At 55.8% G+C, this 13,841-nt stretch carries 13 protein-coding genes; 12 read left to right on the plus strand and 1 reads right to left on the minus strand.

All coding sequences use genetic code 11. The features are described from left to right. Window positions 1–209: 209 nt before the first annotated feature. Entirely contained in the window at window positions 210–461 is a 252-nt protein-coding gene (rpsT, locus tag C772_RS10575) for a 30S ribosomal protein S20 (RefSeq protein WP_008299881.1), read from the minus strand. A 162-nt stretch (window positions 462–623) separates the two neighbouring features. Here rpsT and gpr point away from each other — a divergent pair, with 162 nt between their 5' ends. From gpr to mtaB, 12 genes are all read left to right on the plus strand, one after another. After that, on the plus strand, window positions 624–1,679 hold the full coding sequence (gene gpr / locus C772_RS10580; protein WP_008299883.1) for a GPR endopeptidase: 1,056 nt from the start codon (window positions 624–626) through the stop codon (window positions 1,677–1,679). 22 nt (window positions 1,680–1,701) lie between these two features. Next, window positions 1,702–2,520, plus strand: coding sequence for a stage II sporulation protein P (gene spoIIP / locus C772_RS10585; protein WP_008299884.1), 819 nt, complete (start codon window positions 1,702–1,704; stop codon window positions 2,518–2,520). A 98-nt stretch (window positions 2,521–2,618) separates the two neighbouring features. Continuing rightward, complete coding sequence (lepA, locus tag C772_RS10590; protein WP_008299885.1) at window positions 2,619–4,448, plus strand: translation elongation factor 4; 1,830 nt, start codon at window positions 2,619–2,621, stop codon at window positions 4,446–4,448. Between the two features lie 53 nt (window positions 4,449–4,501). Beyond that, on the plus strand, window positions 4,502–5,641 hold the full coding sequence (gene hemW, locus C772_RS10595) for a radical SAM family heme chaperone HemW (RefSeq protein ID WP_008299886.1): 1,140 nt from the start codon (window positions 4,502–4,504) through the stop codon (window positions 5,639–5,641). A 93-nt stretch (window positions 5,642–5,734) separates the two neighbouring features. Beyond that, window positions 5,735–6,763 carry a heat-inducible transcriptional repressor HrcA gene (hrcA, locus tag C772_RS10600; RefSeq protein ID WP_008299887.1) on the plus strand — a complete coding sequence of 343 codons (1,029 nt, stop codon included), beginning with the start codon at window positions 5,735–5,737 and terminating at the stop codon, window positions 6,761–6,763. A 129-nt stretch (window positions 6,764–6,892) separates the two neighbouring features. After that, window positions 6,893–7,327 carry a nucleotide exchange factor GrpE gene (gene grpE, locus C772_RS10605; RefSeq protein WP_008299888.1) on the plus strand — a complete coding sequence of 145 codons (435 nt, stop codon included), beginning with the start codon at window positions 6,893–6,895 and terminating at the stop codon, window positions 7,325–7,327. After that, window positions 7,281–7,493 carry a nucleotide exchange factor GrpE gene (grpE, locus tag C772_RS16930; RefSeq protein ID WP_008299889.1) on the plus strand — a complete coding sequence of 71 codons (213 nt, stop codon included), beginning with the start codon at window positions 7,281–7,283 and terminating at the stop codon, window positions 7,491–7,493. The genes grpE (C772_RS10605) and grpE (C772_RS16930) overlap by 47 nt, the downstream gene beginning before the upstream one ends. 48 nt (window positions 7,494–7,541) lie before the next feature. Further along, a complete protein-coding gene (dnaK, locus tag C772_RS10610) occupies window positions 7,542–9,377 on the plus strand; it encodes a molecular chaperone DnaK (protein WP_008299890.1) in 1,836 nt (611 codons plus the stop codon). Between the two features lie 177 nt (window positions 9,378–9,554). After that, complete coding sequence (gene dnaJ, locus C772_RS10615) at window positions 9,555–10,694, plus strand: molecular chaperone DnaJ (protein ID WP_008299891.1); 1,140 nt, start codon at window positions 9,555–9,557, stop codon at window positions 10,692–10,694. A 15-nt stretch (window positions 10,695–10,709) separates the two neighbouring features. Beyond that, window positions 10,710–11,681, plus strand: a complete 972-nt coding sequence (gene prmA / locus C772_RS10620) for a 50S ribosomal protein L11 methyltransferase (protein WP_008299892.1) — start codon at window positions 10,710–10,712, stop codon at window positions 11,679–11,681. Next, a complete protein-coding gene (locus tag C772_RS10625) occupies window positions 11,662–12,411 on the plus strand; it encodes a 16S rRNA (uracil(1498)-N(3))-methyltransferase (RefSeq protein ID WP_008299894.1) in 750 nt (249 codons plus the stop codon). Before prmA ends, C772_RS10625 begins: the two co-directional genes overlap by 20 nt. Window positions 12,412–12,416: 5 nt before the next feature. After that, window positions 12,417–13,760: a tRNA (N(6)-L-threonylcarbamoyladenosine(37)-C(2))-methylthiotransferase MtaB gene (gene mtaB, locus C772_RS10630; RefSeq protein ID WP_008299895.1), complete on the plus strand. Its 1,344-nt coding sequence runs from the start codon at window positions 12,417–12,419 to the stop codon at window positions 13,758–13,760. Window positions 13,761–13,841 lie beyond the last annotated feature (81 nt).

Genomic DNA, 13,841 nt, shown 5'->3' on the forward strand with positions numbered 1-13,841 from the left:
TTGATTCGGGTAAGAACAGAGACAGTAAAATAACCAAGCCCCATTCTCCCCGAAGATGCGTCTATTTTCGGGGAGTTTTCTCTACATTAATAAGAAGTGAACCAAAGCTCTCATAAAAAAGAATTTAGTGAGGCATCATATGTTTGCACATAAAAAACCGCCCGGAATCCGGCAGGCCGGATCAGGACGGTCGATAAGCCGAGTAATCATTACTGGGCTTTTTTCGTAAGGCGGGATTTTTGGCGGGCTACGGTGTTCTTGTGGATCAGCCCTTTGTTTGCCGCTTTGTCGAGTTTTTGGATCGCATCTTTCAGAAGCTCTTGTGCGTTGTCGTCGTTGTTGGCAATCGCCGCTTCCGCTTTTTTCATCGCTGTACGCATTGCAGATTTCTGCGTTGTGTTTTGAGCGCTGACAGCTTCGTTCTGGCGGATTCGTTTAATCGCTTGTTTGCTGTTTGCCAATGGATTCACCTCCATTCAAGGTCGGATCATGAAGCGGCCCGCTTGCCGGGCCTGCCTTTATGCAACAGACAACATTCTACCAAAACTGAAGGTTGATTGCAATCATGAAACGCAAAGAATATTCCCTTGACACCCGGGCATACTGATTTGGAGGTGAGCGATATGTTGCAATTCGGCAGAACGGACCTGCTTGACGAAACGGAAGAAATGGTCAGGCACCGAACCGAAAAGGACAAGGAAAAACTGAAAGAATCCAGCGGCATCGACTTCCGCGAAAAGCGGAAAGGGCGGTTTATCGTCACGGAAATCCGTGTGGATGATAAAGGCGCCGAGAAGATCGGCAGGAAATCCGGGACCTACATCACTCTTACCGCACCGGGCCTGACAGCCGATGATTCGGAAGGCTTCGTGGAAATGGAACAGCTCCTGGCTGACAAGCTGCGCGAGATGCACGCCCCGCTCGGGCTGCCGGAAAATCCGAAAGTGCTTGTCGTCGGGCTTGGCAACCGGTCCGTTACGCCGGACGCCGTAGGCCCGTATGCCATCGACCGTCTGCAGGAGGCCGTTCCGGCATTTTATTCGGAGGATCCGGGCCTGATCGCCTACGCGGCGGGTGTGACCGGCCAGACAGGATTCGAGACCAGTGATTTTGTGAATGCACTGGCAACGAAAATCAGTCCGGACCTGATCATCGTCATTGATGCGCTGGCGGCCAGGGACAGCACCCGGCTGTGCCGGACCATCCAGCTGACGGACACCGGCATCCACCCCGGATCCGGTGTCGGCAACGAACGCAAAGAGATCTCAAAGGAAGTGCTCGGAATACCCGTGACCGCAATCGGGGTCCCGACGGTCGTGGACGGGCCGGTCATGGTGTCCGATGCCATTGAATCGGTGTTCAACTACATCGCAGCGAAGATCGAAGAAAAAAATTCTCCTTCCTCGGCGCTTGCCGTCACGCCATGGCTTCATGACAAAACAAAAGAAACCGACAAAAAGGTGCTGAAGCCGATTTTCGGTGAATGGTCCCAGTGGTCGAAGGAAGACAAGCAGCAATTGTTCGAGGAAGTGCTTTCGTCGGACGAACAAAGCATGTTCGTTACGCCGAAGGAGACGGATACGTGGATCCTGCAATACGCAACCCTTGTATCGGCGGGTGTGGTGAAATGGCTGTCGCCCGCAACACCCGGTTCTGAATCCCCTGCTCCCGCCATATAGTGCGGGAGGGGGGATTCTTTTGATGAAGAAAAAGTGGCAGTTCTATACATGGCTGATCCTATTCCTGTTCCTCATGCCGTTCATCACGGTCAAGATCCCCGGCCTGCATCCGGATGTCCGGGAAGCTGCTCCCGAATCGGGCAGGCTCGTCTATGCCGCCAATCTGTTCGATTTTGAGGTGGAAGAGGACGCGAAGCAAGCGGAACCGGGTGCGGCCGGACGGGCACTCATGTACTTCACCCATTCCCATGAGGCATTTGCGCCGATTCTTCGCGCAAAGGAAGGGAAGACCGCCGTCTCGCACAGCGAGGAGAATATCATGAATCTCGGTGAGGCATTCAGTTCCCACTTCGGCATGAACGGCATCTCGCTGGATGTTCTGGACTATGATAACGCGGGCCAGATGAGCCGGAATGGCGTGCCGCACAGCCGGGCGTACAAGGCGATCCGTCCCCAAGTGCAGAAGCAGATTCAGGCGGGTGCATACGACCTTGTTCTCGATGTCCACAGGGATTCCCTCGGCAGGAACAAGACCACGCTGGACCATGCGGACGGGCCGTATGCCAAAGTGTATTTTGTCATTGGTGAAGATCACCGCGGTCATGAGGCAAACCGGCAGCTGGCAGAGGAAATCTCAGGGAAGATGAACGAACTGGTACCCGGCATTTCCAAGGGGATCTTCAGGAAAAGCGGCCATGGCGTGGACGGCATCTATAACCAGGATCTTGGCCCGAACGTACTGCTGATCGAGATGGGCGGTACGGAAAACACGGAGGAAGAGCTTAACCGGACCGCGGCGATTGTCGCAAAAGCTTCGGCCGAGGTGCTTGCCGGAAGATGAGGCAACGGCAAAAAACAATGGCTTTCCCGTATGGCCCCGATTGAATCATGTTTTGTCCACTGTTATAATTCAAACTAGTTTACAGAGGAGTGGACAACATGAATCGCGAAGAACGACTTGCACGTCGGGACCACATCCGGAATTTCTCGATCATCGCCCATATTGATCACGGGAAATCCACGTTGGCCGACCGGATATTGGAAAAAACCGAAACCCTGACCTCACGGGAGATGAAAGACCAGCTCCTCGACTCGATGGACCTGGAGCGTGAGCGGGGCATTACTATCAAACTGAATGCTATCCAGCTGAATTACAAGGCGAAAAACGGTGAGGAATATATTCTTCACCTCATCGATACACCCGGGCACGTCGACTTCACCTACGAAGTATCCCGGAGCCTGGCTGCATGCGAGGGCGCCATCCTCGTGGTCGATGCGGCACAGGGAATCGAGGCCCAGACGCTGGCGAACGTATACCTGGCACTCGACAACGACCTGGAGATCCTTCCGGTCATCAACAAGATCGACCTTCCGGCTGCGGATCCCGATCGGGTCAAGCAGGAAATTGAAGATGTGATCGGCCTTGATGCTTCCGAAGCGGTCCATGCTTCCGCCAAAGCGGGCATCGGCATCGAAGAGATCATTGAACAAGTGGTGGAAAAAGTGCCGGCCCCGACCGGAGACCCGGACGCACCGCTGAAGGCACTTATTTTCGACTCTCTTTATGATCAGTACCGGGGCGTTGTCGCCTACATCCGGATTGTCGAGGGAACAGTAAAGCCCGGGGACAAGATCCGAATGATGGCGACCGGAAAGGAATTCGAAGTCGTGGAGGCAGGGGTCTTCACGCCAAAAGCCACCAAACGCGACGAACTGACTGTCGGTGATGTCGGCTATCTGACTGCGGCGATCAAGAATGTGGGGGACACCCGCGTGGGGGATACCATCACACTCGCCGCCAATCCGGCAGATGAACCCCTCCCGGGTTACCGGAAGCTGAATCCGATGGTATTCTGCGGACTGTACCCGATCGATACGGCCAAGTACAACGACCTGCGTGAGGCGCTGGAAAAGCTGGAGCTGAATGATTCCGCCCTGACCTACGAGGCGGAAACGTCCCAGGCGCTTGGCTTCGGCTTCCGCTGCGGATTCCTCGGACTGCTTCACATGGAGATTATCCAGGAGCGGATCGAACGGGAATTCAACATCGACCTGATTACGACAGCGCCGAGCGTCATCTATGATGTGATCATGACCGACGAATCAGTCCTGAAGGTGGACAACCCGTCACTCATGCCGGATCCCCAGAAAATCGAGGAGGTCCAGGAGCCGTACGTCAAAGCTTCCATCATGGTGCCGAACGATTATGTAGGGGCAGTCATGGAGCTTTGCCAGCGGAAGCGCGGCCATTTTATCACGATGGATTATCTCGACTCCACACGGGTCAACATCATCTATGAGATTCCGCTTTCCGAAATCGTCTATGACTTCTTTGACCAGCTGAAATCCCATACAAAAGGGTATGCTTCGTTCGACTATGAGCTGATCGGCTACCGTACGAGCAAGCTCGTGAAGATGGACATTCTCCTGAACGCCGAGAAAGTGGATGCGCTCAGCTTTATCGTCCACCGCGACTTTGCCTATGAGCGGGGCAAGGCGATTGTTGAAAAACTGAAAGAGCTTATCCCGAGGCAGCAGTTCGAGGTGCCTGTGCAGGCGGCCATCGGAAACAAGATCGTGGCCCGTTCGACCATCAAGTCCATGGGCAAGAACGTCCTCGCCAAATGTTACGGCGGAGACATCTCCCGGAAACGGAAGCTTCTGGAGAAGCAGAAAGCCGGGAAAAAGCGGATGAAGCAGGTCGGGTCAGTCGAAGTGCCGCAGGAAGCCTTCATGGCCGTCCTCAGCATGGACGAGGACAAATCCTAACACCGGAAAAGGAGGCGGCCGCCTCCTTTTTTCGCATGAAAGAAGGAAACAGCATGACAGACGGTCTTTATATCCACATTCCTTTCTGCCACCAGATCTGCTTTTACTGTGATTTCAATAAAGTGTTCTTCAAAAACCAGCCTGTTGATGAATACATCGACTGCCTTGGCAAAGAACTAATGATGATGCGCGGGGAAGGACTGTTCGATCATGGCGGGCCGCTGACCATCTTCATCGGCGGCGGGACCCCGACTGCGCTGGAAGACCGGCAGCTGGAAAAGCTGTTTGGCCATATCCGCAGCGCCGTGCCCATGGATCGCCTCATTGAATTCTCCACAGAGGCCAACCCTGATGAACTCACGCCGGACAAGCTGGCCATTCTGTGGGAAAACGGAGTCCGGCGGCTCAGCATCGGTGTCCAGTCATTTGACGCCGGCCTCCTTGAGCGGCTGGGCCGAACCCACAGCCCGAATGACGCGGAACGCGTCGTCCGGCAGGCGCGTGAAACCGGTTTTGAAAATATCAGTCTCGATCTGATGTACGGCCTGCCCGAACAGACGATGAACCAATGGGAAGATACGCTTGACCGCGCCCTTTCACTGTGCCTCCCGCATTACTCTGCTTATTCACTCATCGTCGAACCCAAGACGATCTTTTATAACCTGATGAACAAAAATATGCTCCCGCTGCCGGGCGAAGACTTGGAAGCGGCCATGTTCGAACGCCTGATGGAACGGATGGCACAGTCGGGCCTGCAGCAGTATGAAATCAGCAACTTTGCCAAAGTCGGCCATGAATCGGTCCACAACAAGCTTTACTGGCAAAACCGTTCCTATGCGGGTGCCGGAGCAGGGGCACATGGGTATGCGGGCGGAATCCGCTACTCCAATCATGGACCGCTGAAAAAATACATGAATGCGGTCGGGGAAGGCCGCCGGCCGGTTTTCGAGGAGCACCGGGTGACTGCAAGTGAAGAGATGGAAGAAGAGATGTTCCTCGGGCTGCGCATGACTGAAGGTGTCCGCTTCGACAAATTCAGGGAGCGGTTCGGCAAGGAACTGGACGATGTATACGGCCCGCAGATCCGCGAGCTGGCCGGCCAGGAGCTGCTCACTTCGGATGGAGAATCGGTCCGCCTCACCCGGAAGGGCATTTTCCTGGGCAATGAAGTATTCCAGGAGTTCCTCGGATAACGCACAGTTTGATTGACGGACGGAATAGCTTTTGATAAATTGGGTATAGGAATTAGCACTCAATATAACGGAGTGCTAACAGAGGTGATGATCATGCTGACAGAGCGTCAATTGCACATACTGCAAGCGATCGTCGACGGGTTCATCCGGTCGGCCCAGCCTGTCGGATCGCGCCAATTATCCAAACTTGAAACGGTGCCGTTCAGTGCCGCGACCATCCGGAATGACATGGCGGACCTTGAGGAGCTGGGCCTTCTCGAGAAGACGCATACGTCCTCGGGAAGGGTGCCCTCCGAAAAGGGCTACCGCTTTTACGTGGACCATCTGCTGAGGACCAGGAGCCTTGAAGGAAATGACCTGGAGCGGATCCGCTCCATCTTCGACGACCGGCTGCTGGAGACGGAACTGATTATCCGCAAGACGGCCGATATTCTCTCCGAGCTGACCAGCTACACATCGATCCTGCTGGGACCGGATGTCGGCCAGCATAAGGTGAAGCGGTTCCAGATCATTCCGCTGTCCGACGATTATGCGGTCGCGATCATCGTCACTGATGGCGGCCACGTCGAACACCGGAACTTCCATATTCCGGAGGATATCCATCCGTCCGACATCGAACGGATGGTGAACATCCTCAATGAGCATCTGGTCGGTGTGCCGCTTCATGACATCGACCGGCGGATGCAGACTGAGATCTCCGGAATTTTCCGCCGGCATGTCGGGCGCTACGGGGATCTGTTCAGATCGTTCCGCGAGTCGCTCAGCACGACAAATGAGGAAGAGCGCCTGTTCTTTGGCGGCCGCATGAACATGCTGACACAGCCGGAGTTCAATGACCCTGAAAAAGCGCGCCAGGTCATGCATTATATGGAAGACGAACCGCTTGCCGCGCTGCTGTTCGATCTTGGCGCCGACGGGATCCATATCCGCATCGGCTCTGAGAACGGCCATTTGGCCATGGAAGATTGCAGTGTCATCACTGCTTCTTATACAGCGGGAGAGGGAAGAAAGGGCGCGATCGCCATTGTCGGTCCGACAAGGATGGACTATGCGCGCGTCGTATCCGTGCTCGACTACATGAGCCGCGGCCTTTCCCGTGAATTGGGCCGGCATCTGAAGTGAGGCCATCCCGATTCATCATCTTTGTGTTTTTTCTATAGCATCTCAATGTCGACAACATCTACATTGAACAAATCAAAGATGACACATCCAGAATGACAACGTTAGTACGAGAGTTTGGAGGAGAGTTTTTTGTCCAACGATGAAAACAAAGAGTTGAATGAAGAGGCCGTCAAGACGGCTGCGGTCGAAGGAGATAACCTGGCCGGAGAAGCAAGCACTTCCGCTTCTGCAGAAACACCGGAAGCGCAGGAAAACGCGGAAGCTGCGGCGGATTCCCGAGATGCCCGCATCGCCGAACTTGAAGAGGAGCTGGACCGGAAAGAAGACAAGTATCTGCGCCTGCTCTCCGATTTCGAGAACTTCAAGCGCCGGTCTGCCGCTGAAATGCAAGCTTCCGAAAAGTACCGCTCGCAGCGGCTCATGGTCGAGCTGCTTCCGGTGCTGGACAACTTTGGGCGCGCATTTGACGCGGAAGTAAAGTCCGAAGATGCGCTTGCGCTCAAAAAAAGGCATGGAGATGATTTACAAGTCGTTCTGTTCCGCGATGGAAAAGGAAGGGCTTGAAGAAATCGAGGCGGAGGGCAAGGAGTTCGATCCGAACTTCCACCACGCCGTCATGCAGGGCCAGGACGGCTCCAAGCCGTCCAATACCGTTTTGGAGGAACTCCAGAAAGGGTATATGCTGAAGGATCGGATTCTGCGTCCTTCAATGGTAAAAGTAAACGAATAAACAATTTGCATGATGCTTCAGGATGCATTGATTTTAGGAGGAATGGAAATGAGCAAAATCATCGGGATCGACCTTGGAACCACCAACTCTGTAGTAGCGGTACTGGAAGGCGGCGAGCCGAAAGTCGTTCCGAATCCGGAAGGCAACCGGACAACCCCTTCCGTCGTATCGTTCAAGAACGGCGAACGCCAGGTCGGTGAAGTGGCGAAACGCCAGTCGATCACCAATCCGAATACAATCATGTCGGTCAAGCGCCTGATGGGCACAAACGAAAAAGTGTCCGCTGAAGACCGCGACTATTCTCCGCAGGAAGTTTCGGCAATGATTCTCCAGTACCTGAAAGGGTATGCGGAAGATTATCTCGGGGAAAAAGTCAGCAAAGCAGTGATCACGGTACCGGCTTACTTTAATGACGCCGCACGCCAGGCGACAAAAGACGCCGGCCGCATCGCCGGCCTCGAAGTTGAACGGATCATCAACGAGCCGACGGCAGCCGCGCTCGCTTACGGACTGGACAAGACGGAAAGCGAACAGACCATCCTTGTCTATGACCTCGGCGGCGGTACATTCGACGTCTCGATCCTCGAACTCGGGGACGGCGTGTTCGAAGTACGCGCGACTGCCGGCGACAACCAGCTTGGCGGCGACGATTTTGACCAGGCGATCATTGACTGGCTCGTGGAAGAGTTCAGGAAGGAAAACGGAATCGACCTGTCCAAGGACAAAATGGCGATGCAGCGCCTGAAGGATGCGGCAGAAAAGGCGAAAAAAGACCTTTCGGGCGTAACTTCCGCACAGATCTCGCTGCCGTTCATCACGGCCGGTGAAGCTGGCCCGATGCACCTTGAGACGACGCTTTCCCGCGCGAAATTCGACGAGCTGACAGCTCACCTCGTTGAGCGCACAATGGTTCCGACCCGCCAGGCCCTGAAAGATGCGGGACTTTCCCCGGATGAACTCGACCAGGTCATCCTCGTCGGCGGTTCCACACGGATTCCGGCCGTACAGGAAGCGATCAAGAAAGCGACCGGCAAAGAACCGCACCGCGGTGTCAACCCGGACGAAGTCGTTGCGATGGGCGCGGCGGTCCAGGGCGGCGTCCTTTCGGGCGACGTACAGGATGTCGTTCTTCTCGACGTCACCCCGCTTTCCCTCGGCATCGAGACAATGGGCGGCGTCATGACCAAGCTGATCGACCGCAACACGACCATCCCGACTTCCAAATCTCAGGTCTTCTCGACTGCGGCCGACAACCAGCCGGCAGTTGACATCCATGTGCTTCAGGGCGAGCGCCCGATGGCAGCCGACAACAAAACGCTCGGCCGCTTCCAGCTGACGGATATTCCGCCTGCACCACGCGGCATTCCTCAGATTGAAGTCACATTCGATATCGACAAAAACGGGATCGTCAACGTCAAGGCGAAGGATCTCGGCACAAACAAGGAACAGCGGATCACCATCCAGTCCGACAGCTCGCTGTCCGATGAAGAGATCGAACGCATGATCAAGGAAGCGGAAGCGAACGCCGAGGCCGACAAGAAGCGCCAGGAAGAAGCCGAACTCCGCAACGAGGCGGACCAGGCGGTCTTCATGACTGAAAAGACGATTTCCGATCTCGGGGACAATGTTTCCGAAGAGGAAAAGAAACAGGCTGAAGAAGCGAAGGATGAGCTGAAAGCCGCTCTTGAAAAAGACGACATCGAAGACATCCGCACGAAGAAAGACAAGCTTATGGAGATTGTCCAGCAGATGTCGGTGAAAATGTATGAACAGGCCGCCCAGCAGGCCCAGGCCCAGCAGGCGCAGCAAGACGGCGGATCTTCCGATGACGGCGTCGTCGACGCAGACTTCGAAGAAGTCGACGATGACAAGAACAATAAATAATCCGCCCTCGGAAAAGCCAAAGTCGGTATTTCGGCTTTGGCTTTTCTACTGTCCAAAACCGGGAGGCCGGATACGGATGGGTCCGGAGGATGCACACTGCAGCTCCCGTAACGTTTTTGAAAGACCATTTTCCGCATGGTACAATGATTCTCATGCAAGCGAGTCAGGAGTGAGAGAATGAGCAAGCGTGATTACTATGAAGTGCTTGGAGTCACGAAATCTGCAAGTAAAGATGAAATCAAGAAAGCTTACAGGACACTGTCCAAGAAATATCACCCGGACCTGAACAAGGAAGAAGGGTCTGATGAGAAATTCAAGGAAATCGCCGAAGCCTATGAAGTCTTGAGCGACGACAGCAAGCGGGCCCGCTATGACCAGTTCGGCCATGCGGATGCTGCAGGCGGATTCGGCGGCGGAGGATTTGGCGGGGGAGGATTCGGCGGCGGCGCCGCGGGATTCGACTTTGACGATATTCTGAACACCTTCTTTGGAGGCGGCGGCAGGCGCCGCGATCCGAACGCTCCCCGGCAGGGTGCGGACCTCTCCTATACGATGACGATCGACTTTATGGATGCCGTTTTCGGCAAAGAGACGGAGATCGATGTCAACAAGGAAGAAAACTGTGACACTTGCGGCGGCGACGGCGCAAAGCCGGGCACGAGTGTCAGCACCTGCTCTGAGTGCGGCGGCTCCGGCCAGGTCAGCGTGACGCAGACGACACCGTTCGGCCAGATGGTCAACCGCAGGCCTTGCCAGACCTGCCAGGGCACCGGCAAGATCATCCCGGAAAAGTGTACCGAATGCCATGGTGCGGGACGCGTCACCAAACGCAAACGGATCAAGATCACCATCCCTGCAGGCGTCGAGGACGGACAGCAGCTCCGCGTTGCGGGCCAGGGGGAACCCGGCGTTAACGGCGGACCTGCCGGTGATCTGTACGTGGAATTCCGTGTACGGCCGCATGAGCGCTTTGTCCGTGAAGGGGACGACATCCTTCTGGAGCTTCGCGTCAACTTTGCTCAGGCAGCCCTCGGGGACGAAGTCGAGGTCCCGACCGTTCACGGCAAGGTCAAGCTGAAGATTCCGGCGGGAACCCAGACAGGCACGACGTTCCGCCTGAAGGGCAAAGGGGTTCCGAACGTCCACGGATATGGCACGGGCGACCAGCACGTCATCATCAGGCTCGTCACCCCGACGAAGATGACCGAAAAGCAGAAGCAGCTGATGCGGGACTTTGCCGCTGTCAGCGGAGATGTTCCGGACGAATACCAAAGTTCGCTGTTTGATCGTCTGAAGCGTACATTCAAGGGCGACTGAAAGGGCTGATTCTACATGAAATGGGCGGAAATCTCGGTACACACTTCCACAGAGGCGGTCGAAGCCGTTTCGAACCTCCTTTATGAAGCGGGAGCGAGCGGCGTCGTGATCGAAGACTCCAGGGAACCGGATCTCGAGCATGATACCCGGTTCGGCGAGCTCTACGAACTGGACAGGGCGGATTATCCGGCCGAGGGGGCCATCGTCAAGGCCTACCTGCCGGTGAACAGCTTCCTGCCCGAGACGGTGAACGAACTGAAAAACGAAATATCCAATCTGGTCTCCTACGGTCTTGATATCGGCCCGAACTCTGTCACTCAATCGGAAGTGGACGAGGAGGACTGGTCGACCGCCTGGAAGGACTATTATCATCCTGTCAAGATTTCAAAGCGGTTCACGATTGTGCCGACTTGGGAAGACTATGAGCGGCTCAGCACGGATGAACTGATCATCGAGCTGGACCCGGGCATGGCATTCGGCACGGGCACACACCCGACGACGGTCATGTGCCTTCAGGCACTGGAAAAGACGGTCTGTGAAGGTGACGAAGTGGTCGATATCGGCACAGGCTCCGGCGTCCTGTCCATTGGTGCCGCACTGCTTGGTGCAGGCCGGATCACGGCACTAGACCTTGACGAGGTCGCCGTAGAGTCCGCCCGCCAGAACGCGGAGCTTAACGGCCTCGCCGGACAGATCGACGTCCGTCACGGAAATCTTCTGGATGCCTATGATGGCCGGCCGGATATCGCAGTCGCCAATATCCTGGCGGAAGTGATCGTCACATTCACGGATGATGCTTACCGGACCCTGAAGCCGGGAGGGCTATTCATTACATCCGGCATCATCGCCCAGAAAAAGGATGAAGTAAAAGATGCGCTTGCAGCTTCCGGCTTCAGCATCGAGGAAGTGATGGTCATGGAAGACTGGACCGCCATCATCGCGCGAAAACCGGAAGCGGGTGGAACGGATGCAGAGATACTTTCTTGACACCCCGTTCGGCACCGGCGGCGGGGCAGTGATTTCCGGAGATGATGCACGGCATATCACGAAAGTGATGCGGATGGCCGAAGGCGGGAGGCTGATTGCGGTATCCGGCGGTGAAGCTTTCGAGTCTGAAATCATTTCACTCTCTGACGGCGAGGTGGCAATCCGCAGGAGCGGGGAAGCACTCCCATCAAATGAGATGCCGGTACATGTGACGGTCGCCGCAGGCCTTCCCAAGGGTGACAAACTGGACCTGATCGTCCAGAAGGGGACCGAGCTGGGAATGGCCGGGCTGGTGCCTTTCGGGGCAGAGCGCTCCATCGTGAAATGGGACAGCAAAAAAAGCGGCAAAAAGATCGACCGGCTCAGGAAAATCGCGAAAGAAGCGGCAGAGCAGTCACACCGGAGCGTCATTCCCGAAATCTCGGATGTGACCGGACTTGATGGGCTGATCCGGCTTGCCGAATCATTCGACCTGCTTCTCATCGCCGATGAGGAAGCCGCCAAGGACCGGAGCGGGGACTCGATTGCCGCCCTGCTTGAAAACGTGTATCATGGTCAGAAGGTACTGGCCGTCTTCGGACCCGAAGGCGGCATCAGCCGCGCGGAAGCGGATCGGTTCCGGGAAGCGGGCTTCAGGCCCATTGCGCTCGGGCCGCGCATCCTCAGGGCAGAAACGGCACCGCTTTATGCGCTGTCCGCCATTTCAAGCGAAATAGAAGGAAAGAGGTGAGCCCCATGTCGACAGTTGCCTTCCACACATTGGGCTGCAAAGTGAACCATTATGAGACGGAAGCCATCTGGCAGCTTTTCAAGGACGCCGGCTACGAAAGGGCGGAATTTGAGGGCCGTGCGGATGTCTACGTCGTGAATACATGCACCGTCACGAATACAAGTGACAAAAAAAGCCGGCAGGTGATCCGGCGTGCCATCCGGACGAACCCGGATGCCGTCGTATGCGTCACGGGCTGCTATGCCCAGACATCTTCGGCCGAGATCATGGAGATTCCGGGCGTCGACATCGTCGTCGGCACCCAGGACCGCACAAAGCTGCTCGGCTACATCGAACAATACAGGCAGGAACGCCAGCCGATCAATGCGGTCGGAAACATCATGAAGAACCGTGTCTATGAGGAATTGGATGTTCCGTCATTCACCGACAGGACACGGGCGTCGCTGAAAATCCAGGAAGGATGCAACAACTTCTGCACATTCTGCATCATTCCTTGGGCACGCGGGCTGATGCGTTCCCGCGACCCGGAAGAAGTTATCCACCAGGCGCAGCAGCTTGTGGAGGCAGGCTACAAGGAGATCGTGCTGACCGGCATCCACACAGGCGGATACGGGGAGGATCTGAAGGACTACAACCTGGCACAGCTTCTCCGTGACATCGAGGCGAAGGTCCCCGGGCTCAAGCGCCTGCGGATTTCCTCGATCGAAGCAAGCCAGCTGACCGATGAGGTGATCGGCGTCCTTAAGGAATCCAATATCGTCGTCCGCCATCTTCATATTCCGATCCAGTCGGGTTCTGATACCGTGCTGAAGCGGATGCGCAGGAAGTATACGATGGCCTTCTTCGCGGATCGTCTGGAGCGGCTTCGCGAAGCGCTCCCGGACTTTGCCCTGACCTCTGACGTCATCGTCGGATTCCCGGGCGAAACGGAGGAAGAGTTCATGGAGACATTCACATTCATCCGTGACCACCGTTTTGCAGAGCTTCACGTTTTCCCATATTCGATGCGGATTGGTACGCCGGCTGCCCGGATGGATAACCAGATCGATGAAGAAGTGAAGAACGAACGCGTTCACCGCCTCCTTGAACTGAACAAACAGCTGGCGAAGGAATACGCCTCTGCCTACGAGGGCCAGGTGCTTGAGATGATCCCCGAAGAGCGCTTTAAGGAGGATCCGGAAAGCGGCCTCTACGAGGGCTATACCGACAACTACATGAAAGTCGTCATTCCTGCCGACGAATCGATGGTCGGCAAAATAGTCCGTGTCAAGATCACAAAGGCCGGCTATCCTTACAACGAAGGTGCCTTTGTCCGCGTGATCGAGGACAATCCGGAACCTGTCGCCTGAGCAGGCATCGCCCGGAGCCGGATTCCCGGCTTCCGGGCGTATTATGTCGGAGCGGAAAGGTCTCGGAGAAATCAGTCAATA

Origin of the sequence: Bhargavaea cecembensis DSE10 (genome assembly GCF_000348905.1) — a bacterium.
In the GTDB taxonomy this organism is placed as follows: Bacteria; Bacillota; Bacilli; order Bacillales_A; family Planococcaceae; genus Bhargavaea; species Bhargavaea cecembensis.